The organism is Nostoc sp. MG11 (assembly GCF_014904695.1).
In the GTDB taxonomy this organism is placed as follows: Bacteria; Cyanobacteriota; Cyanobacteriia; order Cyanobacteriales; family Nostocaceae; genus Komarekiella.
In genome coordinates this window covers 1-22,674 of record NZ_JACXXN010000032.1, presented here as the reverse complement: position 1 = coordinate 22,674, position 22,674 = coordinate 1, and the positions used below count along the sequence as shown (strand labels likewise).

Below are 22,674 nucleotides of genomic sequence, written 5' to 3'. Positions count from 1 at the left end.
GGACGAGTCTTTTACACTCGCCTCCCCTGCTCCCCCTGCCCCCCCTGCTCCTCCGCCCCCCTGCCCCTCCCCTCCCTGCCCCTAATAAATCCCACTCCAGGATCTTAAGAGCGGGATGACGAAAGTAATCGGGGCGCGTTCTTCCACGGTGACTTGTACCTGGGTAGTGGTTCCAGAAGTTACTTTCAGTTGTGGCCCTTGGGAAGAAGACCATTTGTAGCCGCTGAAGTTGGAAGTGTCTGGTTGCATTCGGGCAGTAACTTGGATTTGCGGCCCTTGGGACATTAAACTTTGCACGACTTCGGCATTGCCCACGACATTTAATGCACCTTCTTTAGTCACGGGAAAAGCTGAAACATCGGTGACTAAACCAACAATGCCACCAAAGCGTTCTCTTTGTACTGTGGAAGGCGTGATTTGTAATTTCATTCCCGGTTGAATTTTTTTGCCATCACCAACGGGAAAAAATGCCACGCTCATCGGTTGAGTTGATCGCTTTTGTGCGGAGATAGATCCTAACGGGGTTCCCTGGACAACAATCTGTCCTGGAGTTGCAGAGATTTCTATAATCCGTCCGTTGAAATTGCTCTTTATCTGGGTGCTATTCATCAATTGCAGTGCCAATTGAGTAATATTTCGCTGGACTTCCTGAATTTCTTTTTTCCGATTATTTGCTGCTTCTAAGTCTTGTTGCGCTAAAGTAGCTTGTTTGCTATCTAGTTCCTTCAACTGCGCTTGCAAATTTTTGATTGAGTTCAGGTTCTCTAGGTATTGTTGTTGTGCTTCTGCTTCTTTGACATCCAGTTGCTTAAGCTGTGATTCTGTTTCATTAACTTGTGTCACAGAATTTAAGTAGTCTTGCTCTGCCTGTAGGAGTGTATCACCAGCAATTGCTCCTTGCTGCAACAGCTGCTGGCGGTTGTCCAATCTCTTTTTGATGGTAGGTAGCAGTTTTTGAAGGGCTTGCAAGCGTTGTGTTTGGTTATCGCGATCGCGTTTAATCGAGTCCAGCCCTTTTTCCTTTAAAATCGGCGTTAGCTTCTTTACTGCCTCAAGGCTTTGCTGCAAAGTTTGGCGTTGTTGTTGCATTGCCTGTTTGTCTGCATCCTGCCGCTGTAGTTGTACTGATCTGCTATTGCGATCCTGTGCTTGTAGTTCTGCTAGTTGGCCGCGTACTAGCTGTAGCTGCTTTAAAAGTTCGCCTTGGTCTAACGTCGCCAGCACATCTCCTCTCCTGACAAAGTCGCCAACACGGACGTTTACTGTTCGCAACTTACCTGCGATCGGTGACTGGAACGACACCAGCAGACTGGGATAGACTATTATTCCTTGACTCGTTACCGTAATTGGAATTTGACCTAGAACACTCCAAGTTAGCCCAGCTGCCACCAACGAACCAGCAGCAACTAAAGGTAGCCACTTTTTCGCGCTGACTACCTGCATAATTTGATCTAGTTCTTCAGGAGAAGAAGCACGCTCTAAAGCTTCTTCCCGGAATAGATTGTTTGTTTGTCTAACCACCGAACACCATCCCAGTTTGAATGGGATTAAAAGGGAATTGGATATTGAGTTGACAATAGAAAATTTTCATAACCCAAAATTTCCAAAGACTGCCCCAATTTCTAGTACTCAATTGGATACTATTGTTCATATACAAAAATCAACCCACCATCTGATGAGAGGTCGGAAGCTAACAAGATAAAAACTTTTTATTTTTGAATTCCGCGTAGACGAGGAGTAGCTCCTGTCAGAATCACGATTTTGTTAATTTTTTAGGGAAACATTGACGGATGGGTAAGAAGCAAGGGATAATCAGCAAAAGTCTCTTACCCTTTGACTTTATCGCTTTTATCCAGCTTGCATCCGTCAATGTTTGTGTGATGTTGTAATGGATTGTGATGCCAGGGATTGTAATGGCACTATGTTACTAAGACGTTTGTGTACTTATTCATAAAGACTGCTTTTCGTCTTTTATCAGTTGTTAGCAGCAACAGATAATCGACTACTAGTTAATAACGGTCTTAACGAAATAACGTACAACTTACACGCTTATTAGCTTAGTGCTATTTTGATTTGTAGTAACAATACAAATCATGATATAGAAATTTTTGGCAACACAAACTGCTGTAGTGACTTTTGGTTGAGGTGATAATCAATACAAGGAGTACTATAAAAGTAACCTAGTACCCACCATAACCAATAGAACTAATTATTTAAAGTATGCGCGATCGTTGCTTTGATCGATATCTACATTGGCTTTAGCATCTCCATTGAATGCTACGGCAATAGAAGTGCCATTAGCTACTCTTGAATATTTACCGCCAGAAACCTTAGACTTAACGTCGATGTCGATATCTATTTTTTTGGCTTTGAAATCTCCGCGTCTTCCTCCTACAATTCCACTGATTTCTTCATCAGCTAACTCTGTCATAACTACGAGTGTTTCTTGCTCAAGTGTTGCAACTGACATAAAAATTCCTTCCTTGTACAAAATGATTTTTGGGTAGTGAAATCTTTCTTTTACTTAACCAGTAATTGCTAATACCACAAGTCATAAGATACTTAAAATATCTAGTATCTGCCAACTTTTTATTAGCCTTGTCGTTAGAAAACACTAAACTAATGCATCTAACAATATTTAATTATTGGTTAATTTTTTAATTTCACTATGTTTAAATAGTACGTTTATTTGAAAGAGATTTATATAAAGAGATAGTAAAGTTAGGAGTAAAATTTTTAAAGATTGGTATTTTTAAAAGTTACAAACTATGGATAAAAATTCAAGGTAATAAAAGTAGGAAAGGTGGGGAAAATAGGATGATTATATAAACTGTTTAAACCATATCATTGCTATGAAATCTTAATAAGTAAATAGTTAAATAATCAAAAAGCAGTTCTACTAATGAATGTGCTAGTTATACCAAATCATTCGTAATAAATAAGATCCCCGACTTATTTTATAAGTCGGGGATCTATGCTTTGAGTTAGATGCAATAACTGTAAGTTTAAGTTGAGTTGTCGTGAATGCCATTTTAAGCATTTATGCAAGAGATATAATGGGGTGTTAGAGGAAATGGGATGCAGAACTGGAGTTGTACCAGGTATCATTTGAGCGACAACGAAGATGAATTTGTAGTACTCTCTTCGACCAAGAAATTTTTATCAAAACTGCAACCTTTTCAGTCTGATATTTTCATGCTAGCTGGTACTTCAAATGCTCTTACCTCTTTCGATGTAAACTTGCACAAGTTCTCCCACATCTTCCTACATCTATACATCCCTCTCTTCTTGCTTCGCTTCTATTTAGTTAGGAAGTCAGAATTCCATCAACGTAGTTCAATACTTCTTGCGTTTGTTCTATTGTTTCACCCAAAACCTTCTTTGTTTTTGTTTTAACTGTTCTTTTTTTTCCCTTAGATTCGTCCAGAATGGATTGCTCATAGATAAACGGAGTTTCAGATATGTCTGAGCCAGACAAGCTAAAACTAACTCCTCCCACTATTCCCTTTAATTCACCCTCTATCAGTTCCTCAACAAGAACTTTTTTGTTAGAGGTGAATTTGAAATCAACTCTGTTGATATTAGCCATAACTTACTCCAGAAATATATAGACAGTTTTTGTCTGAGATATATTCACCAATAACAGGTTATTTAATAGCTTGTCAACAGTTTAGATTAAAGATCCTACTTAGCCTACTTATCTTACTTTTCCCACTTTTCTAACTTATAACTTTTCATACTTTGTTTCACTGCGCTCAACATGACGATTTAAGCATTTATGCAATAAATTTAATCTCAATTCAAGCTTTAAGCTTTGAGCACAAATCAATTTTTTGTGAACAGAGAAGTCACATAAAAAGAGTCAGAAGTCAAAGATATATCTGACTTCTGACTCTTGTACCAAAGAAATAATGAGGAGTGTATAATTGGGGTTACATTAGGTATTGGCTGAGCGACAACAAAGATGAATTTGTAGTATTCTCTTCTGTCAACAAACTTTCATAAAAATTACAACCTTTGCGGGCTAATATCTTCATGCTAGTTGGTTTCTTGCGTTTATTTACCTCTCAAGAAACACCTTGAGTTGTTTTATGAAGTTGGTTCGCTCAAATTCACTTCATGTCTTAGAAATTACACCTCTTACACTTTATTTCGTTGGGTTCGGTAGCTCAATTACTTTAGAGCATTATTGACGAGGTGCAGTAACCCCTCCTATGCCACTAGCAAGTCCGAATAAGGTATTATCAAGAATGAAGCCAACACTTCCAAGTAAATCCTCTAAAAATCCTCCCACTACTCCCTCTAATTCCTCTTCATTAATTTCCTCGACAATAGCTTCTTGATTGTTGAGTTGTGTCAAATTCTTCTCGTTAGTCATAAGTTTCTCCAGAAATTACGTATGCATTTTGTACCTGAACATGTATTCATGGATAACAGTTTATTTAATAGCTTGTCAACAGTTTATACCAAAGATCCTACTTTTCCTACTAAACATACTTTTCCTACTCTACAGTTCCAAACTACAAATTTTAAATATTTTATGAGTACATATTAAAACTGTGATAATAGTAGTATTAAGTTCGCTAAAGATACTCAATACTTCTTAAGTTGTGATGACTTAAGTGCGTTGCCAAATTTATTGGCTAAAGATTACAACGGGCAATACAGTTTAGATAAGATTAATAGCGATCGCATCTTGATGGGAAGCAATAAGGCTTTATACGCTAAGTTTTTATAGTAATAACTACTACTTATCAAGGTACAGAAATTAAATAAAAATACTTGATTACCGAGAATATTTCCTACTTTTCCCACTAAAACCTACTTTTCCCACCTCAGATGTCACACTAAAATTTTTTACGTTTGCAGATAATGGAGTAGAAGCGTTTAATTCTTGATCACAGCCTCATGTGATAATTTCCCAAGAGCAATACAAAGAGCGTTAGAGGATGTCTGATAAGTCAAAAATGTCATGCTGTAACTTGGCTTCTCGCAGGGTATAGAGTCAAATTTGAATGTATTGTATTAATACAAATTTATTTTTTCTGTTTTACAGTAATTATTCGGTTGTATATTATTACTAGACCAAAGCACATAAGTAAATCTACTAGATATTTAACTTTTATAACCGTGGAAGATCCTCTGCAAGGTATAGAAAAAATTTTGCAAGATAAGCCTTTCGGTTCTATTCACCGATTTGTGCTCCATCAAGCGTGGTTGGGCAAGACTTACAGTGAAATGGCACAGGCATCAGGCTATGGCAACGACTACATAAAGGAGGTTGGCTCTCAGTTGTGGCAAGACCTTTCCGCCACACTTGGAAAGAGAGTAACGAAAAAAAATCTGCATATAGTCTTGAGGAAATACCTGCAAAAGGGGATAGTTAAGCAGGAGAGAACGCTGGAACAGGAGTTCTGTAAAAAATCTAGCTTAGAAAAAGTTTTTCCAGACTTGCTTTCAGTAAGCAACATAGATTTTCCCAGCGGCCCTTTACCCCTGGATTCTCCTCTTTACATCGCTCGCCCCCCACTGGAAGAACTTGTTTGTAACGAGATTTTTCATCCTGGTTGCTTAATCCGGATCAAAGCACCTGGGAAGATGGGGAAGAGTTCGCTGCTTAACCGGATGATTGCTCATGCGAAAGAGCAGGGTTATCAAATTGTCTATTTAGACTTTCGGGAAGCTGACGAAGACGTTTTTGCTTCGCTTGATAAATTTTTGCGTTGGTTCTGTGCTTATGTCAGCAAGCAGTTGAATCTCTTTCCCAGTTTGGATGATTTTTGGGATATGGAAATGGGCAGCAAGGTCAGCTGCAAAATTTATTTCGAGGCGTATCTATTACAGTACATTGATAGTAGCCCTGTAGTTTTGGCTTTGAATGAACTCCATCGGGTTTTTGAACATTCTAATATTGCCCAAGACTTCCTGCCAATGTTGCGATTTTGGCACGAACAAGCAAAGCAGGATCAGACTTGGCAAAAACTGCGGTTAGTCGTGGTTCATACAACAGAAGTTTATGTTCCGCTCAAGCTCAATCAATCTCCTTTTAATGTAGGGATAACAGTTACCTTGCCACCGTTTACGCTCAAGCAAGTACAGGATTTAGCGTTGTGTTACGGACTGGATTGGGCAGACGAGGAAGGGGAAAAACGCCTTGCACCTCTACAAGTAATGGTAGGAGGACATCCCTATCTGGTGAACCTTGCACTTTATTATCTATTTCAGGGAGAGATGACGCTAGAGGTGTTATTACAAACTGCATCTACACCAGGTGGTATTTACAGTCAGCATCTTAGAGAACTGCTGGCTCTACTTCAAGAAGAACCAGAATTAATTTCAGCAATGCAACAGGTGATAGCAACAAATGTAACAGTAGAGTTAGACGCGATCGCTGCTTATAAATTAGAAAGCATGGGTTTGGTTCAACTAAATGGCAATCAAGCCTGCGCTAGCTGTGAATTATATCGTCTTTATTTTAGCCAGCAGATGGGATTGTAACACCTGTCAAAAAATAAACCTCTTGCAAAAGTCGATGTTATACAAATAAAACTATAGACAAATTATCTGTGTTTAATCGAAGTTTTGATTACCAAAAGTTAGCGCTCAGACTTGTCTCTGTGTTTATGTATACTTCCTTTTTAAATTATTAGCATTTTTGCAAGAAGTTTAATATTGATTAATGCTGTTAAATAAATACTATCTTTCGTATTTATACAAAGTACAAATTCTCAATTTAAAACAAAATGAATAATTATCGATATCAAGTTGGTGGCACACTCACTAGTGATGCTCCTAGCTATGTTGAGCGACGTGCAGATGTGGAACTCTACGAAGCTTTAAAGCAAGGTGAATTTTGCTATATCCTCAGTTGTAGGCAAATGGGCAAATCCTCTCTGATGGTAAAAACAAAGCATCGCTTGCAACAAGAAGGCTTTAAATGTGCCATAGTTGATATGACTAATATTGGTTGTGAAAATATAACTCCAGAGCAATGGTACAAAGGAATTGTAAGCGATTTATGGTTGAGTTTTAAACTGCTAAGAAAAGTTAATTTAAAATCTTGGTGGCAGGAACAAAATGATATTTCTTTAATTCAGAAAGTTAGTCGATTTATTTCGGAAATACTTTTAGCTCAGTTTCCCAACGAAAGACTATTCATTTTTATTGATGAAATTGATAGTATTCTTAACCTTGATTTTTCTATCGATGACTTTTTTAGCTTGATTAGATTCTTTTATAATCAACGAGCGATCGCTCCAGAATATCATCGAATAACATTTGTAATTTTAGGCGTTGCTACACCATCAGACTTAATTTTATATCAAAATCATACTACCCCGTTTAATATTGGTAAAGCTATAGAAGTAGATGGTTTCACGTTTGAAGAAGCTGAACCACTAGCCAAAGGATTGGGGATGATTGCCGTTCATCCCCAAAAAGTTTTGAAAGAAATATTGGCTTGGACACAAGGACAACCATTTCTTACGCAAAAGCTGTGTCGGCTGCTTGTAAGTTTATCTGAAGCTGATGCGAGCAGAAAGCTAACAATTCCCCCTGGTACGGAAGCATTTTGGATAGAAAATGTGGTGCGATCGCGCATGATAGACAAGTGGGAATCACAAGATGAACCAGAGCATTTGCGGACAATTCGCGATCGCATCCTTAGAAATGAACAATCTACCGCTCGATCGTTGGGAACTTATCAACAAATCCTCCAAGGATTTGAAGTGCCAGTTGACGATAGTCGAGAACAAGTAGAACTATTGCTATCTGGCTTAGTGATTAAAAAGCAAGGTTTTCTAAAAGTCAAAAACCGAATTTATCAAGAAGTTTTTAATCAAGAATGGGTTGAAAAAAAATTAGCTTACTTGCGCCCCTACTACCAAACTTTCAATGCATGGGTAGCCTCAAAGCAGAAGGATGAATCTCGTCTATTGCGTGGACAAGCCTTGATTGATGCCCAAACTTGGGCCAATGGCAAAAGCTTAAACAACTTAGATTATCAATTTTTAGCTGCTAGTGAAGAATTAGATCGGCGAGAAATGCAGCAAGCATTGGAGTCCGAACGTGCTAAAGAAGTTGAAGCACGACTTGCAGAACAGCAAAAAAGGCTGGCTCAACAGAAAAAATATACAAGAATAGTGGCACTCCTGCTTCTTGGCATGACTATCAAGCTTGTGATTTCTATAGTGTGGGGAGTGTCGCTTTTACAAAAGATTGAGATTTTGGAATCGCAAATGAAATGCACTCAGATCCAGTATCAAAGCAAGATAACGACTGCAAAATCTGAGTGGGATGGATGCTAAGAATTTTTAGAGTTGTTGTTAGCAACTACTTCAAATTGGCCCATGCAACCGTTTTCAGCGATCGCATCTTGGTGAGGATGAAACATATACTTACCCGGATAGCGAAAAGCAAATTCTAAGATGTGTCTCTCAGCTATACCCATCGTAATTACATCAGTTTTTTCGCTAGCAGTCATGCTCATCCCATAGCGATAAACATCAAAGAAGTTGGCGTGCAAATGAAACGTTACTGCTGGATCATATTCAATGATGTTGAGGACATACAGCCGAATCAACTGACCTTGATAAATCCGAACAGGATGATTCATGTAGTAATGCGGCAGACCGTTGAAGGCATAATAATCATTATGGCTATCATCATTCACGTCATAACCAGCCATGACTAGTACTATCTCATCAGCTGGGGGACGGGGAGTCGGTGGATCGATGATAAACATTCCGTACAGCCCCTTGGCAATGTGACGGGTGACTGGTTCAATATGGCAGTGGTACAAGTGAACGCCGTAGGGTTCGGCATCAAATTCGTAAATTGTGGCCTTGTTGTTGCTGACTGGGCGAACACCGTCCATTTCGGCTGGATGAACGCCGTGAAAATGTAGAGAGTGAGAATGTCCTGCCCGATTAAGAAACAATATTCGTACGCGATCGCCTTGTTTTGCCCGTAGCGTTGGCCCTGGTATGCGACCGTTTAAATCCCAGATATTGTAAGATACAGCACTATTAAGTTTAATTATCGAAGTACCAGCAATTAATTCAAATTCTCGGATGGTGCGCCCGTTTTCTTGTTTAAGTGTCCCATAATCAAAATTTCTTAGCATCGTCATGGGGCTTGCAACGCCTTCTGATATGCTCATGTCCATTGGCGGTACTTTGACTATTGACTTACTTTGTGAATTATTTAGCACTTGCCACAGTGCAGCTGCACCAATCATACCAGTGCTTGCTAAGCCCAGCTTCAGTAATTGACGGCGGCTCCAAAGTTTTTCCTTACCTAGAGCGAAGTTGTTGGGCATAACATGCAATTACGGTTAGTGCAAAAAAGTTGCAAAATATTTGCAATTACCTCTGTGTATATTATAAGGAGCCAGAACTATTGTCAATCATTCTCAAATACTTCAAACCCGCTACTTAAGGAGTATGACAACCTCGGATCTGGACGAAAGCAAGACATTAATTTTTAATTTTTAATTTTGAATTGTTTGTTAGGGCGTCCACCGATTTAAACTAAGTCTTTGAAATGCATCTGCAAGGTATAAAGCGTGTCAAGAATTGTTCTCAAGTCAAAAAGCGTATCGCTAATTCTAATAGGGCTTCTAAGCTTTTATCTGATCGTTGGAGCATCTGCACCAGCTTATGCAATGCACATTATGGAAGGCTATTTACCGGGAAGTTGGGCGCTTTTTTGGTGGGTAGTGGCATTACCATTTTTTGTTTTAGGATTGCGATCGCTAACTCGCATTACCCAGACCAATCCAGAACTAAAATTACTCTTGGCTTTGGCGGGAGCTTTTACTTTTGTGTTGTCGGCGTTAAAACTGCCTTCAGTCACAGGTAGTTGCTCTCATCCCACAGGTACAGGATTAGGCGCAGTCCTATTTGGTCCTTTAGCGATGTCGGTGCTAGGTAGTTTAGTTCTGCTGTTTCAAGCCTTGCTTCTAGCGCATGGTGGTTTGACAACATTAGGGGCAAATGCTTTTTCGATGGCGATCGCTGGGCCATTTGCCGCTTACTGGATATATCATCTGATGATGAGACTAACTGGTAAGCAAAAAATCGCCATATTTTTAGCAGCCGCTTTAGCAGATTTACTTACTTACCTCATTACTTCGGTGCAACTCGCCTTGGCTTTCCCTTCGCCTGTAGGTGGGTTTATTGCTTCATTTATCAAGTTTGCTGGGATTTTTGCAATTACCCAAATCCCTCTAGCAATTAGTGAAGGTTTGCTGACTGTGCTGGTGTGGAACTGGCTACAATCCTACACTCCTCAAGAATTGGAACTTTTGAAATTAATCAAACGGGAACCTCAACACAATGAATCAGTCTAAAAAGGGATTGAGTAACTGGCTATTGGTATTGGCAGTGATAACTTTAGCAGTCGTGCCCTTAATATTTGTGCGTGGGGCAGAATTTACTGGTTCGGATGGCGAAGCTGAAAAAGCAATTAGTGAAGTACAACCCGGATATCAACCCTGGTTTAAGCCACTGTTTGAACCACCTAGTGGTGAAGTGGAAAGTTTATTATTTACCTCTCAAGCTGCTTTAGGTGCTGGAGTTATTGGTTATGTGATTGGATTATACAAGGGGCGTTCCCAGCAGCAAAGGAAGAAGGAATGACTCTGCAAATAGATACGCTAGCTTATACTAATCGGTTGCGGTGGTTAGCGCCTGAGCAGAAATTGCTCTTTGCGATCGCTCTGCTAATCATCACTGCTTTTACTCATCCTCTAGCTCAAATTTTGATTGCAATCTGGATTAGTACTTGGACAATCATCTATGCAGGAATTCCTGCTAAAACTTATCTAAAATTAGTCTACATTGCTACTCTTTTCTGGTTAACAAGTTTACCAGCTTTAATAATTAATGGCATAGATATTGCTCATCTGCATTTAGTACAACAAGACTCAGTAATTGGGCTGACTGTAGGTTCTTATTATGTATATATCAGCGTTCACGGAATTGAACAGGGATTGACAATTTTAACACGAGCGATCGCTTCTCTTTCTTGCTTATACTTCATCATACTAACTATCCCCTTTACCGAACTTCTACAAATTCTACGTCGCGTCGGTTTACCTGTACTTTTAACAGACCTGTTATTACTGATGTACCGTTTTATTTTCGTTCTATTAAATACAGCCGCAGAGTTGTGGACTGCTCAACAAGCTCGTGGTGGCTACCGCACTTTTAATATTGCGATGAAAAGTCTAGCTCTATTAATTAGTCAGTTACTCAAGCGCACTCTAGAAAACTACCGTCAAGTCTCCTTGAGTTTGGCATCACGAGGCTTTAATGGAGAATTTCAGGTTTGGCATCCTCATCGCTATCATTTATCCAAGCGGTATGCAATAGAAGCAATTATCGGATGTGCAGTATTAATAGCAGTGGATTGGTATAATGCAGCAATCTTTACTCGCATTTGAGCAGGTACATTACACTTATCCCGGTGCAAAGCAATCAGCGTTGAATGGTTTAACTCTGAAAATTCCTGCTAATAAAAGATGTGCATTAATCGGTCAAAATGGTTGTGGTAAAACCACACTTTTTTTATTAGCTAATGGTCTATATAAACCACATAAAGGTAGTGTGAGATGGCAAGATAAGCCTCTACAATACGACCGTCAATCTTTGATGAAATTACGTCAACAAGTCGGGCTAGTTTTTCAAGATCCAGAGCAACAATTAGTAGCCTCTACTGTTGAAGAAGATATTTCTTATGGCTTGTGTAATTTAGGATTGCCTACAGGAGAAATTAAGCAGCGAGTTGAGCAAGCCTTAGTTGAATTTGGACTGACTGAACTAGCAGAAAGACCTGTACATCATCTCAGCTTAGGACAAAAAAAGCGAGTCTCTATAGCTGATGTGATGGTGCTAAGACCGCAACTGCTATTACTAGATGAACCAACGGCGTATTTAGATAGGTTACATACTCGTAACTTAATGGCAACCTTGAAAAATATTCATGCAGCTGGCACAACAATATTAATGGCAACCCATGACCTTGATTTAGTTTATCGCTGGGCAGACTGGGTTTTGGTTATGGATCGGGGACAACTTGTGATTGAGGGGAAACCGCAGGATGTTTTTACTCAACGTGGTGTTCTTGAAGATTTACAGCTAGGAGTACCGTTGATATATGAGATGTTATTTACTGAAGGAGTAGCTGAAGAAGGGCCAGTTTTAGAACGGTTGCGGCAGAGAATATTGAGTCTGTTCCGTTACTTTTGAGTCGAAAGTCCAAAATACTCAATTTAATTAAGTGTAGGCAAATTTTAAAGTAATTACTGAAATATCAATTTTTTTTATTTTTTGAATTTTCTAGCGCTGAATGCTCAATCAAAAAATATGATGAATAAAAATTTATTTTAAAAAAGACAAATATCTTATTTGACGCAGATTTTATTGTCTATCTATCTTAAGTAACACTATAGAAATCCCCCAGTAGGGCATTGCAAAAGGAGGTAAAATCTTGTTTGTTATTAATTTGATACCGTAGTTATATTACTTAGACCAATTTGCTATGAGGATGTACTTAATATTTATTTAACGAACCGCCAAGTACGCCAAGTACGCCAAGATGGAAGAGTAATCATGAAGTGCAAGTTTACAGAGAATTGGTATTATTTTGCCTAAATAAACATATTAAATACGTGACGAATTATGCATATACCTGATGGGTTTGTTTCTCCACCAGTGGCAGCGGCTACTGGTTTGTTGAGTGCGGCAGCGCTTTTCATTTCTTTTGGGCGATCGCAACAGGCCTTTGGTGTCCGTCGTGCTCCCATACTGGGTCTAACCACTGCCTTTATTTTTGCCGCTCAGATGATCAATTTTCCTGTAGCAGGAGGTACTAGTGGTCATTTATTAGGAGGAACTTTAGCCGCGATCGTTTTGGGCAGTCCTTGGGCGGGGACGTTATGTATTGCTACGGTTTTAATTATTCAAGCTGTGCTGTTTGCCGATGGTGGGATTACAGCTTTAGGGGCGAATATTTTAAACATGGCAGTAATTGGTGTTTGGGTTGGCTGGGGATTAACTCAAACTTTACAACGGCTGTTTGGGGGTTCTAAAGGACGTTTACCCTTGGCTGCTGGTATAGCAGCTGGTGTGAGTGTAGTGGCAGCAGCTTTAGCTTGTGCCATTGAGTTAGTTCTATCTGGAACTGCACCCGTAGCCATAGTTTTACCAGCAATGACTGGTGTGCATATTCTAATTGGCATTGGCGAAGGGTTGATTACTGGGGGTGTGCTAACTTACCTATCCACAGCACGACCAGATTTGCTACCAGGAGAACAGCAAGAGTTTCGCGGATGGTCAGTGCCCATTGTCAGCATTTTTCTGATTGCAGGTGTGCTGTCACTGTTTGCCTCAGCATGGCCTGATGGTTTAGAGAGAGTTGCAGAGAATTTAGGCTTCATCGACTTAGCTGAGCAAATGCGGGTAACTGTGCCGACACCACTAGCTGACTATGGTATTGAAGGTTTGGGGCCTATTGGCACTAGTATTGCTGGACTTGTGGGAGCTGCGGTTTGCTTTGCTGTCGCCTTTGGAATTGCCAAAGTTGTGAAACCGAATAATGCTTAAACTTTCTTTGCCGTTAAGGTTGCAACTATCTCTGGTGATTGTGGTGGGGGCAGCTTTGTTAAAGTATCATGCTTGGTCTAGCTTGTGCGTATATGGGGCGATCGCTCTTTTATGGGTTGTATTATTACGCGTACCAATTCGCCGCATGGGCGGATTACTCGGTACAGAATTGATTTTCCTGTCATTACTGGCGTTGCCCTTGGGATGGGAACGAGCCAGTTTTTTGCTGGTACGTTCCCTCATTTGTCTAATCACCATGAATAGTTTTTTGTTGACCTTACCGCCGCATAGTTTCGGCATCGCTCTCAAAAGCTTACCAGTACCAGCACCTTTAAAGGAAAACTTGCTATTAACTGGGCAATATATGGAAATTTTGCTCTCAGAAGTGACGCGAATGCAGCGCAGCGCTCAATTACGGGGTTTGAATGGAACTGCGGGATGGCTGCGTTACGCCAGTGCTGCCATGATTGGAGCCTTGTATCTCCGTACATTAGATAGAGCAGAGCGAGTCTACGCGGCGATGGTAACTCGTGGTTACAATGGACAACTGCCCATAGATTCCAGCTTCAGACCAAAAGAGCGTCTTATATTGCTAGTAGCCTGGACGATCGCTGCTTGTTTGACCTTAACTTCTTACAGAATTTAGCCCAGTTGTGAATTTTGAGTTGTGAATCTTGAAATCTTTGACATCTAATCCCCAAACTCCAATCGGTAACTCCCACCATGCTGTGGTCGAAGTTCAAAACTTGGGATATGCCTATTCCCAGCAAGAACCAGTATTACAAGAAATTTCTTTTACCTTGAATAGAGGCGATCGCGTCGCATTAATGGGAGCTACTGGTTCTGGAAAAAGCACCTTGCTGGAAAACCTGATTGGCTTAAAACAACCACGAACTGGCAAAATTTGGATTAATGGCATCCCAGTAGAACCTACAACTCTGCCTCAAGTGCGTCGTCAAATTGGCTTTAGTTTCCAAGATGCCAACGACCAACTATTTATGCCAACCATCTTAGAAGATGTAACCTTTGGGCCACGCAACTATGGCGTACCACCAGCCGTGGCAACTGATCGGGCCCGGCAGTTATTAGCTGATTTTGGTTTAGAAGCCTACGCCAACCGTTCCGCTCACGAACTTTCTGGTGGACAAAGACGCCTTGCTGCTTTAGCTGCAATTTTATCCCTAGAACCAACAATTCTAATTTTGGATGAGCCGACCAACGGTCTTGATCCATCATGGCGGCGTCACCTGGCGCAAGTATTGTTAAAGTTGCCTGTGCAGGTAATGTTAATTGCCTCCCATGACTTAAATTGGTTGGGCAGAGTGACTCAGCGTGCTTTAGTACTATCTGCTGGTCACATTCAAATAGACGGCAACATTCAGTCACTTTTGCAAGACGGGGATACTTTAGATCAGTTGGGTTTGCCAGTAGATTGGTGATTTTGCCAGAGTGAAGAAGGAGATATATTTTAGAATGCAACAACGAGTCTTTGATACTCGTGAATGAGTCTTTGATACTCGTGAATGAGTCTTTGATACTCGTGAATGAGTTTTTGATATTCGTGAATGAGTCTTTGATACTCGTGAATAAGTCTTTGATACTCGTGAATGAGTCTTTTTTATCGCAGATCATGCCCCTCCGCCCCGGTTGCTGAGTTTCGACTACGCTCAACTGCCGCGCAGTCGAAGCACTGCCCCTCCGCTCCCTACCTCAAATACTACTTTTGCTCGTAATATTGAATACTACTAATTAAGTATAAGTGCTATTAAAGTGTTAACATCTGTGTCGCTTAAACGTGCTGTTATTGCTCCTGTTAGTCTGAGCATCGCATTGTTGGTTACTAGTTGCAGTGATAATAAAACCTCTCAGTGTCAGCGGCTAATTAAGCTTGTGAATGCAGGAACTTCTCTGATTGATGGAAATAAGGGAAAGCAGGTTGTAACCAGTGTGCAACTGTCCAAGGATTTAGAGTATATTACTAAATCGATTAAGGAACTGAACTTAAAAGATCCTAAGCTGAAAGAATTTCAAAGCGGTTTTGTGAAAGTTTTTGGAACTCTCTATCAAGCGATCGCCAAGGCGGCTAAAGCTCTGAACGCAGCTAAAACAGCCGAAGCCTCAATATCTGGTAGAGAAAAAATCCAAAAGTCTAGAGCCGAAATTGACTCAGCACTGACAACAGCAGCTACAACTGTTGGTAAGCGATCGGATGCGTTAGTGAGAGATCTGAATAAATATTGTAGCCAGCCAGAATAATCCATCTAGAAAATCGGTTCATAAGGAAATAAACCTTTCCCTTTTACCCAGCCAAGTTTTCTTGGCAGACTACTAGAACACCGATTCAGTATTTTAAGATAGGGGCGAGAAAAACTGATTATTTCGTAGAGACGTTGCATTGCAACGTCTCTACAGTCAATGATAATTGGTCGTTTTACTGAAAAGAAATCGGGTTTTCGCAATTACTGAATCGATGCTCTAGCGCAAGATCTCAGATAGCGGAACTTCATCACCTATCCAGAGATATTAGTAACTTTTATCACTACTTTTCTAGAAATATTCCTGACGCGCACCAAATTTGTTTGTCAAAAGAAATATTGGTGCAAGTCAAATGAAATACCAGGAGTGATATGAGTTTACTGATAGCGGGTGTGCTAACAACAGCGTCAATATCTGCGCTCAATTTACCAGAACAGCCTGCAATTCAGTCAGATAAGCTGGTGCAGCAGTCAGCGCAAGAACATTTGCCTCAAGTCGTTCTGCCTGCTGAAATTACACCACCCGAATTAATACAAATAGATGGAATCCCAACTTCCCCATCAGCTATAAAAACTAAGTACAAAAATATACTAGAAAAAAGTAGAAAAAAAATTCCATTCCAAAGTTCTCATAACTTACCTGAATCCGAAAATTCTCAACCTGTAATAGAAGTTGCACAGAATCAAGAAAACATAAAAGAATTCTCTTCTCCACAACCTATAAGTTCAAACTCAGACAACCAGATGTCTGAAATTATATCGGTGTCGCAACTTGAAGATGTGCAACCCTCTGACTGGGCTTTTGCTGCTTTGCAGTCTCTAGTAGAGCGCTATGGCTGCATTGCTGGATATCCTGATGGCACTTATCTAGGCAACCGTACCATCAGCCGTTATGAATTTGCTGCTGGTTTAAATGCTTGCGTGGAGAGGATTAACGAAGTTATTGCTAACAATAAAATTAATACTGTTAATAATGAAGATTTAGTTCAACTGCAAAGGTTGCAAGCCGAATTTCAGGAAGAGTTAAAGCAATTACAAGAGCGTTTAGAGACTGTTCAAGAACGGACAAGTGAATTGCAAACTAGTCAGTTTTCTACAACTACTCGACTATTTGGTCAAGCCATTTTTAGCGTGCAGGGAACTAATAGCACTGATGTAGATTTATTTCCTAGAGATGGAGTACCTGAACGCAAAGCAGAAACGAATCTGACTTTCAACAATAGCGTGCAACTAACGTTAGCAACTTCGTTTACAGGGCGAGATTTATTGCTAACAGGCTTATCTGCGGGTAATTTGGGTTCTACTGCATCGTTAGTATCTACTAATATGGGGCGGTTGGGTTTTGAGTCAAATACAGATAACAATTTAGTTATTAGTGACTTGTCTTATAGATTTCCCCTCTCAAATAACTTGGGAGTTGTTGTAGGTACAGCGGGAGTCAACCCAGTTAACACTTTTCGCGGTATTAGTCCTTTAGAAGGTTCTGGCGACGGCGCAATTTCTCTATTTGGTCAGCGTAACCCGATTTTAGGCATTGGCAACGGTACAGGTGGTATAGGTTTTGACTGGCAAATTAGCGATCGCATCAGTCTACAGGGCGTTTATAGTGCAGAAATTCCCAATTTTCCAGGCAATATCAACCAAGCCGGTCTATTTGGTGGTAGATGGACTGCTGGCGCTCAGCTAAGTTTAGCTGCCACCAATGATATTGATGTCGGAGTGCATTATCTTTACTCCCACTCCCCTGATGGCTTACTAGGAACTGGTATCGGCGATAATCAGTTGCTTTCGCCTTTTGCAGATGCTACAGCTTTCGATACTCAAGCTATTGGCGCTAGCGTTGCTTGGCGGATCAACCCTAATTTGCAGTTGGGTGGTTGGGGTGGTTTTTCTTCTTCCCAAGCAGTCAACCTTTCTGGAAGTGTGGAAACCACAAATTGGCTGGTATTCGCTGCTTTTCCCAATTTGCTACGTCCTGGCAATTTAGGGGGTGTTCTCGTAGGACAACCTCCCAAAATTACTTCCAGTACTTTACCTGAAGGATTTAATTTTCCCAACTTTTCTGATGGCGGGACAGCAGGTGGACGCAGTGACACATCAATTCACGTAGAGCTGTTTTACCGCGCTCAGTTGAATGACAACATTGCCTTGACTCCAGGCGTATTCGTTATATTCAATCCTGATCACAACGCTGCTAATGAGCCTTTAATAGTCGGAGCGCTGAGAGCAACCTTCCGGTTTTAATTTTATACTGATGTAAATGTAATAAAATACGCTGATTTTGCATCTCTGTAATCAGTGTTGAATACTAGCGTCACGCAGTCTGAGCAAGGAAAAATTGTCTATCAACTCATGCGTGTTTTTTTTATAGGTGATAAAAGGAGCAAATTTTCCATGAAATTAAATTCATCAATTAAGCTAAGTTGTGCAGTTGTTAACAGCAGCAGTTTAGTGGCAGTCATCATCGGTTTAAGTGGAGCAAGCGCTTCTGCTCAAATCACAATTCAAAGTACTGGTACATTGTCAGGAACTATTCAACTTCCTAGCATTAATCCCAATTTCAATGGCAGCATTACACGTGTAGATACTGATAACACAGGAACATACTCACGGAACATAGGTTCTAGGAGTAATCCCAATTACGTTCCTGTGTACAAATCAGATTATGTAGCGGTAAGAACACGCTCAGATGGGAGTCTACATTACTACGTTGACTTTAAAGGCATTCCTGTTGTCTCTTTCAATGGTGTTGTCACTTCACCAGTTCTCTTAGGTGGTGAATTGACGCCTTATAAATATCAGGGAAGATTAGCAGGAACTACATTTCAAGGAGTAGTTCAAGATGAATTTAATCTCACAAAAGCTTTATACACTGGGACTGTCACTGATCCAAAAACTGGAAACCAGTATCAAGGTACTTTTGAAGTGAGTGGATACGGAGTACGATATAGCGATCGCAATGGTGGCGCAAGTCCTACAGTCTTTGATTTCAAGTCTGATATCCCAGGTTCACCAAAGGTCACTTCCTTGAACATGACTAACTCCCCCTTAGCGAGATTGACAATCAAAGTACCTACAACTGCAACTCTCATAACTCCCACACCAGTAATTAGTGGTGGTAGTACACCTACTCCCACACCAGTAATTGGCGGTGGTAGCATACCCACGCCTGCACCAGTAATTAGCAGTGTTAATACACCCACACCTTTACCTGTAGTTAGTAATGATAGTGCGATCGCCGAAACTGTGCCGCAGACATTAGTTTCACCAACCCTTACAGCGTATACATCTGAGTCTAATTCTCCATCGCCTGCTGCTACACCCAATATCGAGTTTAGTAGCGGTAATTCTGCTGGAGTTAATCAGGTGGTTGTCAACCCATCAACGCTTGCTTCAGATGTTTGTTCACAAGATTCTGGAAATAGCTGTATAAAACCCTCTTTACCCAAGCAAGCGATCGGCCCTCGCAGCCGAGTGCTGTTGCGTTAGTCATGTAGCATTATTAGTTGGTAAGGGGTTGCACAATTATTCCAAACTGAAGGCAAAAGCTTTGTATGGTTCTGGAACTTAAGCAGGACACAATGAAACTAATATCATAGCTAGGATAAGGGCAACATCCAGTTAGGGAATTCCACCCGAAGTTATCAGCAGCGGTTTTGCGGCTCAGACTTCCTTTTTGTGGTAGATTTTACCCTAATGATTTTCTGGCTATACTAGTGGCTTAAGCCGATTGATTGATAAATGTCAGCCCCCAGCATAAAACACCCAAAAACTCTATGTTTCCGACATATATCAGTGTGCATTTGCTATTTAACTGGCACAAAATCTAGTTTAGAGTTTGAGCAAATAAATTTTCTAGAAGCCACAAAAACTTTATTAGTTAATCACTGATCACACAAATATTACAGAGCAAAATTAGATAAATCACACATATTCAGAGTAAGTAACTATGAAAGAAGAATTGCTAACTAGAGTTTTGCAAGTCTTACGAATTAATATGAGTTGGATGACTTGGAATTTATTTTTGGCTTTTATACCTTTAGCTTTAAGTGTGTGGCTATTTCGCATCAGGCGCAATCGTTCTTGGCTGTGGTGGCTAGGATTCTTAGTATTCTATGCTTTCTTACCGAATGCGCCATATTTATTGACTGATGTAATTCACTTGATAGATGATATCCGCACAATTCAATCGGTGTGGATGATTACCCTAGTACTTATCCCTGTTTATTTGGTAGTAATTCTGTCTGGATTTGAAGCTTACGTTATATCCTTAGTTAATTGGGGTTACTATTTACACCGTATTGGCAAGAGCCAATGGATTTTATGGGTTGAATTAATTACCCATTTTCTATGTGCTGTGGGTGTTTATTGGGGGCGGTTTTTGCGTTTCAACAGTTGGGATTTTATTACTCAACCCGATGCTGTGTTGACTAGAGGTGTGGAGGAAATTCTTGGTAAACAGCCATTAGTAATTATCGCTATTACTTTTGTGATACTTGTTGGGCTTTACTGGATTATGAAAAGAGTAACTTTGGGTTTTGTTAGACAACCACAAAGTAGTTATGCTATCAAGACACAACAAGCAAATTCTAATACTCCGAATGCTGGATAATTAAGGGGAATGGGGACTGAGAGGTGTAGCTCATTGCAAATTGCGTAAAGCCTGCGGCATAGATTCGCTTAGAACGTAGCGGGGCGTAGCTCATTGCGAGTTGGTTTGACTCTTGACCCTTGGCTCCGATCTTCCATTTATCCACCTAAAGAATAGTACATACAGTAGGTAATTTCTTATCAAAAGAAAGATGAAACTAAACTCTTTTTGAGGTGAAATAAACATAAATCAAACACTTGGACGGAAATCGCTACCATTTGAGAATAACGTTGTCCTATCAGGCCTTTGATATTGTGGGTCTTGTTTGATTTAGCTAGTCACTTTGATAGGAGAAATATGATATGCAATTAATTTCTAGAGAGGAGATAAAGACACTACTAGAACAGCCAAAAGGAAATTGTGTTTCAATTTATATGCCAACGCACCCAGCCGGGCAGGAAGTGCGACAAGACCCAATTCGGCTTAAGAATTTGGTTAAAGAGGCAGAGGATCGCTTAATTGATGCAGGTTTAGAACAGAAAGAAGCGATCGCACTGTTGCAAAAAGCCACTGAACTTGATACCCAAGATTTTTGGGAGCAAAGGGGAGAGCAAGGACTAGCGATTTTTATTTCTCAAGATATTTTTCGCTACTATACTATGCCACTCAATTTTCAAGAGTTGGTAGTGGTGACAGACAGATTTCACATCAAACCTTTACTACCGATTTTAAACGGCGATGGTCGTTTTTACCTGCTGGCTTTGAGTCAACAAGATGTTAGGTTTTTTGAGGCAACACGCCATAGCATCAACGAGGTGGAGATAAAAAATCTACCTAAAAGTCTAGATGAAGCTCTCCAAATAGACGAGACTGCCAAAGAGGGTCAGTTCCGTAGCAGAATGTCCAGAGGAGGAACCTCCAATTCTTCTTCACAACCGGGTGAGTTTCATGGCCAGGGAAGTTCTGACAAGGATAAGCACCAAGAAAGCATCCTAGAATTTTTTCACATCATTGATGGCGCATTGCACCAAAAACTGCGAGAGCAAAAAGCGCCTTTGGTACTGGCTGGGGTTGAGTATCTCTTACCTCTATATAGACAGGCAAATACTTACCAGCATTTAATGGAAGAAGGTGTCACTGGTAATCCAGAAATTCTCAGTGCTCAAGAGTTACATCAAGAAGCTTGGCCCATTGTCGAGGCTGATTTCCAAAAGTCACAACAAGATGTTTTAGAGCGTTTTCATGAACTGTTTGGCGGTGATACTGGCAAAGCCACCAACAACCTCAAAGAAATTATCCCAGCGGCTTACTACCAACGAGTAGATTCATTGTTGGTTGCAGTTGCTCAACAGCAATGGGGTTTGTTCGATCCAAGTTCGGAAACGGTTTATTTACATGAGGATAAAGAAACCGGTGATGAGGATTTGTTAGATTTTGTTGCTGCTCACACCTTACTAAATGGTGGTGCGGTCTACGCTGTTCCACCAGAACAAATACCATATAGCACAGCAGTTGCAGCGATTTTCCGATATTAAACATGCTGACGGTGTTGTATAAAGTTAACTGTACTATATACAACACCAACAATGAAGGCTATTCGTTTCTTTATTAGTCAATCTCTAATCGGTTTAGCTCTTTTGATTGCTGCGGCTAGATTCAGCCAGCCTGCTATAGCAGAAACAATAACTGGACAATCGGGCAATGTGCGGGCAGAAATATCTTACGATCAGCCACAGGAATATCAGTATAAAAATGTACTGTTAAAAATTATTCGAGCAGGTAATACTGTTTTCGAGCAAAAGCTACCCCAAGAAAATGAATATGATAGACCTGTGGGGGGATCATTTGAAGAACAAGAAAACAAGTTACCAGTGCTAGACTTGGACGGTAACAAAGAACCAGAAGTAGTTGCCGATTTCTATACAGGTGGAGCACACTGTTGTACTTATTCATTAATTTACCGCTACAACAGCCAATCCAAGCAGTACCAGAAGATTCGTCACGAATGGGGTAATGGTGGCTATAGACTTAGGGATTTAGATCAGGATGGTTTACCAGAGTTTGAAAGTCGAAACGATCGCTTTGCTTATGCTTTTACAGCCTATGCTGCTTCTGGTTATCCCTTACAAATTTGGCAGTATCGCCAAGGCAAGATGATTGATGTTACCCGCCGCTATCCTAAATTAATCTACAATCACACCTCTGAGTTATGGCAAACTTT

Annotated in this window: 20 protein-coding genes; 15 read left to right on the top strand and 5 right to left on the bottom strand. The window is 40.4% G+C overall.

Annotated elements, in window-relative coordinates:
- Positions 1-81: 81 nt before the first annotated feature.
- From HCR01_RS28135 to HCR01_RS28120, 4 genes are all read right to left on the bottom strand, one after another.
- Positions 82-1,521 (bottom strand): NHLP bacteriocin system secretion protein, encoded by a 1,440-nt coding sequence (locus tag HCR01_RS28135; RefSeq protein ID WP_193199326.1) that lies wholly within the window; start codon positions 1,519-1,521, stop codon positions 82-84.
- Between the two features lie 688 nt (positions 1,522-2,209).
- Positions 2,210-2,470 carry a hypothetical protein gene (locus tag HCR01_RS28130; protein ID WP_193199325.1) on the bottom strand — a complete coding sequence of 87 codons (261 nt, stop codon included), beginning with the start codon at positions 2,468-2,470 and terminating at the stop codon, positions 2,210-2,212.
- Between the two features lie 837 nt (positions 2,471-3,307).
- Positions 3,308-3,589 (bottom strand): hypothetical protein, encoded by a 282-nt coding sequence (locus HCR01_RS28125; RefSeq protein ID WP_193199324.1) that lies wholly within the window; start codon positions 3,587-3,589, stop codon positions 3,308-3,310.
- A gap of 597 nt (positions 3,590-4,186) precedes the next feature.
- The gene (locus tag HCR01_RS28120; RefSeq protein ID WP_193199323.1) at positions 4,187-4,378 is read right to left on the bottom strand and encodes a hypothetical protein; all 192 of its coding nucleotides are present in this window, start codon (positions 4,376-4,378) and stop codon (positions 4,187-4,189) included.
- A gap of 752 nt (positions 4,379-5,130) precedes the next feature.
- Here HCR01_RS28120 and HCR01_RS28115 point away from each other — a divergent pair.
- On the top strand, positions 5,131-6,498 hold the full coding sequence (locus HCR01_RS28115; protein ID WP_320073198.1) for an AAA-like domain-containing protein: 1,368 nt from the start codon (positions 5,131-5,133) through the stop codon (positions 6,496-6,498).
- 245 nt (positions 6,499-6,743) lie between these two features.
- On the top strand, positions 6,744-8,306 hold the full coding sequence (locus HCR01_RS28110) for an AAA-like domain-containing protein (protein WP_193199322.1): 1,563 nt from the start codon (positions 6,744-6,746) through the stop codon (positions 8,304-8,306).
- Here HCR01_RS28110 and HCR01_RS28105 read toward each other — a convergent pair.
- On the bottom strand, positions 8,303-9,319 hold the full coding sequence (locus tag HCR01_RS28105; RefSeq protein ID WP_193199321.1) for a multicopper oxidase domain-containing protein: 1,017 nt from the start codon (positions 9,317-9,319) through the stop codon (positions 8,303-8,305). The two genes, HCR01_RS28110 and HCR01_RS28105, sit on opposite strands and share 4 nt — an antisense overlap.
- Positions 9,320-9,664: 345 nt before the next feature.
- Here HCR01_RS28105 and HCR01_RS28100 point away from each other — a divergent pair, with 345 nt between their 5' ends.
- From HCR01_RS28100 to HCR01_RS28040, 13 genes are all read left to right on the top strand, one after another.
- Positions 9,665-10,351 (top strand): energy-coupling factor ABC transporter permease, encoded by a 687-nt coding sequence (locus tag HCR01_RS28100; RefSeq protein ID WP_226889688.1) that lies wholly within the window; start codon positions 9,665-9,667, stop codon positions 10,349-10,351.
- Positions 10,338-10,640 carry an energy-coupling factor ABC transporter substrate-binding protein gene (locus tag HCR01_RS28095; protein ID WP_193199319.1) on the top strand — a complete coding sequence of 101 codons (303 nt, stop codon included), beginning with the start codon at positions 10,338-10,340 and terminating at the stop codon, positions 10,638-10,640. Before HCR01_RS28100 ends, HCR01_RS28095 begins: the two co-directional genes overlap by 14 nt.
- Entirely contained in the window at positions 10,637-11,446 is an 810-nt protein-coding gene (gene cbiQ / locus HCR01_RS28090; RefSeq protein WP_193199318.1) for a cobalt ECF transporter T component CbiQ, read from the top strand. The genes HCR01_RS28095 and cbiQ overlap by 4 nt, the downstream gene beginning before the upstream one ends.
- Positions 11,421-12,251, top strand: a complete 831-nt coding sequence (locus HCR01_RS28085) for an energy-coupling factor ABC transporter ATP-binding protein (RefSeq protein ID WP_193199317.1) — start codon at positions 11,421-11,423, stop codon at positions 12,249-12,251. Before cbiQ ends, HCR01_RS28085 begins: the two co-directional genes overlap by 26 nt.
- A gap of 432 nt (positions 12,252-12,683) precedes the next feature.
- Complete coding sequence (locus HCR01_RS28080; RefSeq protein ID WP_193199316.1) at positions 12,684-13,607, top strand: energy-coupling factor ABC transporter permease; 924 nt, start codon at positions 12,684-12,686, stop codon at positions 13,605-13,607.
- Positions 13,600-14,253 carry an energy-coupling factor transporter transmembrane component T family protein gene (locus HCR01_RS28075; RefSeq protein WP_193199315.1) on the top strand — a complete coding sequence of 218 codons (654 nt, stop codon included), beginning with the start codon at positions 13,600-13,602 and terminating at the stop codon, positions 14,251-14,253. The genes HCR01_RS28080 and HCR01_RS28075 overlap by 8 nt, the downstream gene beginning before the upstream one ends.
- 28 nt (positions 14,254-14,281) lie before the next feature.
- Complete coding sequence (locus HCR01_RS28070) at positions 14,282-15,046, top strand: energy-coupling factor ABC transporter ATP-binding protein (RefSeq protein ID WP_193199314.1); 765 nt, start codon at positions 14,282-14,284, stop codon at positions 15,044-15,046.
- 331 nt (positions 15,047-15,377) lie between these two features.
- Positions 15,378-15,863 carry a hypothetical protein gene (locus HCR01_RS28065; RefSeq protein ID WP_320073197.1) on the top strand — a complete coding sequence of 162 codons (486 nt, stop codon included), beginning with the start codon at positions 15,378-15,380 and terminating at the stop codon, positions 15,861-15,863.
- 371 nt (positions 15,864-16,234) lie between these two features.
- Positions 16,235-18,106 (top strand): iron uptake porin, encoded by a 1,872-nt coding sequence (locus HCR01_RS28060; RefSeq protein WP_193199312.1) that lies wholly within the window; start codon positions 16,235-16,237, stop codon positions 18,104-18,106.
- Between the two features lie 150 nt (positions 18,107-18,256).
- On the top strand, positions 18,257-19,351 hold the full coding sequence (locus tag HCR01_RS28055) for a hypothetical protein (protein ID WP_193199311.1): 1,095 nt from the start codon (positions 18,257-18,259) through the stop codon (positions 19,349-19,351).
- A 460-nt stretch (positions 19,352-19,811) separates the two neighbouring features.
- Positions 19,812-20,474 (top strand): DUF1361 domain-containing protein, encoded by a 663-nt coding sequence (locus HCR01_RS28050; protein WP_193199310.1) that lies wholly within the window; start codon positions 19,812-19,814, stop codon positions 20,472-20,474.
- A gap of 341 nt (positions 20,475-20,815) precedes the next feature.
- Entirely contained in the window at positions 20,816-21,988 is a 1,173-nt protein-coding gene (locus HCR01_RS28045; RefSeq protein WP_193199309.1) for a hypothetical protein, read from the top strand.
- Between the two features lie 51 nt (positions 21,989-22,039).
- Positions 22,040-22,674 (top strand): hypothetical protein (locus HCR01_RS28040; RefSeq protein WP_193199308.1); only part of this gene is annotated, 635 nt, incomplete at its 3' end.

Excerpts from the sequence above, each read along its gene's own strand:
- HCR01_RS28095 (WP_193199319.1), top strand. The coding sequence starts at position 10,338 with ATGAATCAGTCTAAAAAGGGATTGAGTAACTGGCTATTGGTATTGGCA.
- HCR01_RS28125 (WP_193199324.1), bottom strand. The coding sequence starts at position 3,589 with ATGGCTAATATCAACAGAGTTGATTTCAAATTCACCTCTAACAAAAAA.
- HCR01_RS28055 (WP_193199311.1), top strand. The coding sequence starts at position 18,257 with ATGAAATTAAATTCATCAATTAAGCTAAGTTGTGCAGTTGTTAACAGC.
- HCR01_RS28060 (WP_193199312.1), top strand. The coding sequence starts at position 16,235 with ATGAGTTTACTGATAGCGGGTGTGCTAACAACAGCGTCAATATCTGCG.
- HCR01_RS28050 (WP_193199310.1), top strand. The coding sequence starts at position 19,812 with ATGAAAGAAGAATTGCTAACTAGAGTTTTGCAAGTCTTACGAATTAAT.
- HCR01_RS28130 (WP_193199325.1), bottom strand. The coding sequence starts at position 2,470 with ATGTCAGTTGCAACACTTGAGCAAGAAACACTCGTAGTTATGACAGAG.
- HCR01_RS28100 (WP_226889688.1), top strand. The coding sequence starts at position 9,665 with ATGCACATTATGGAAGGCTATTTACCGGGAAGTTGGGCGCTTTTTTGG.
- HCR01_RS28045 (WP_193199309.1), top strand. The coding sequence starts at position 20,816 with ATGCAATTAATTTCTAGAGAGGAGATAAAGACACTACTAGAACAGCCA.
- HCR01_RS28075 (WP_193199315.1), top strand. The coding sequence starts at position 13,600 with ATGCTTAAACTTTCTTTGCCGTTAAGGTTGCAACTATCTCTGGTGATT.
- HCR01_RS28085 (WP_193199317.1), top strand. The coding sequence starts at position 11,421 with ATGCAGCAATCTTTACTCGCATTTGAGCAGGTACATTACACTTATCCC.
- HCR01_RS28110 (WP_193199322.1), top strand. The coding sequence starts at position 6,744 with ATGAATAATTATCGATATCAAGTTGGTGGCACACTCACTAGTGATGCT.
- HCR01_RS28080 (WP_193199316.1), top strand. The coding sequence starts at position 12,684 with ATGCATATACCTGATGGGTTTGTTTCTCCACCAGTGGCAGCGGCTACT.
- HCR01_RS28120 (WP_193199323.1), bottom strand. The coding sequence starts at position 4,378 with ATGACTAACGAGAAGAATTTGACACAACTCAACAATCAAGAAGCTATT.
- cbiQ (WP_193199318.1), top strand. The coding sequence starts at position 10,637 with ATGACTCTGCAAATAGATACGCTAGCTTATACTAATCGGTTGCGGTGG.
- HCR01_RS28105 (WP_193199321.1), bottom strand. The coding sequence starts at position 9,319 with ATGCCCAACAACTTCGCTCTAGGTAAGGAAAAACTTTGGAGCCGCCGT.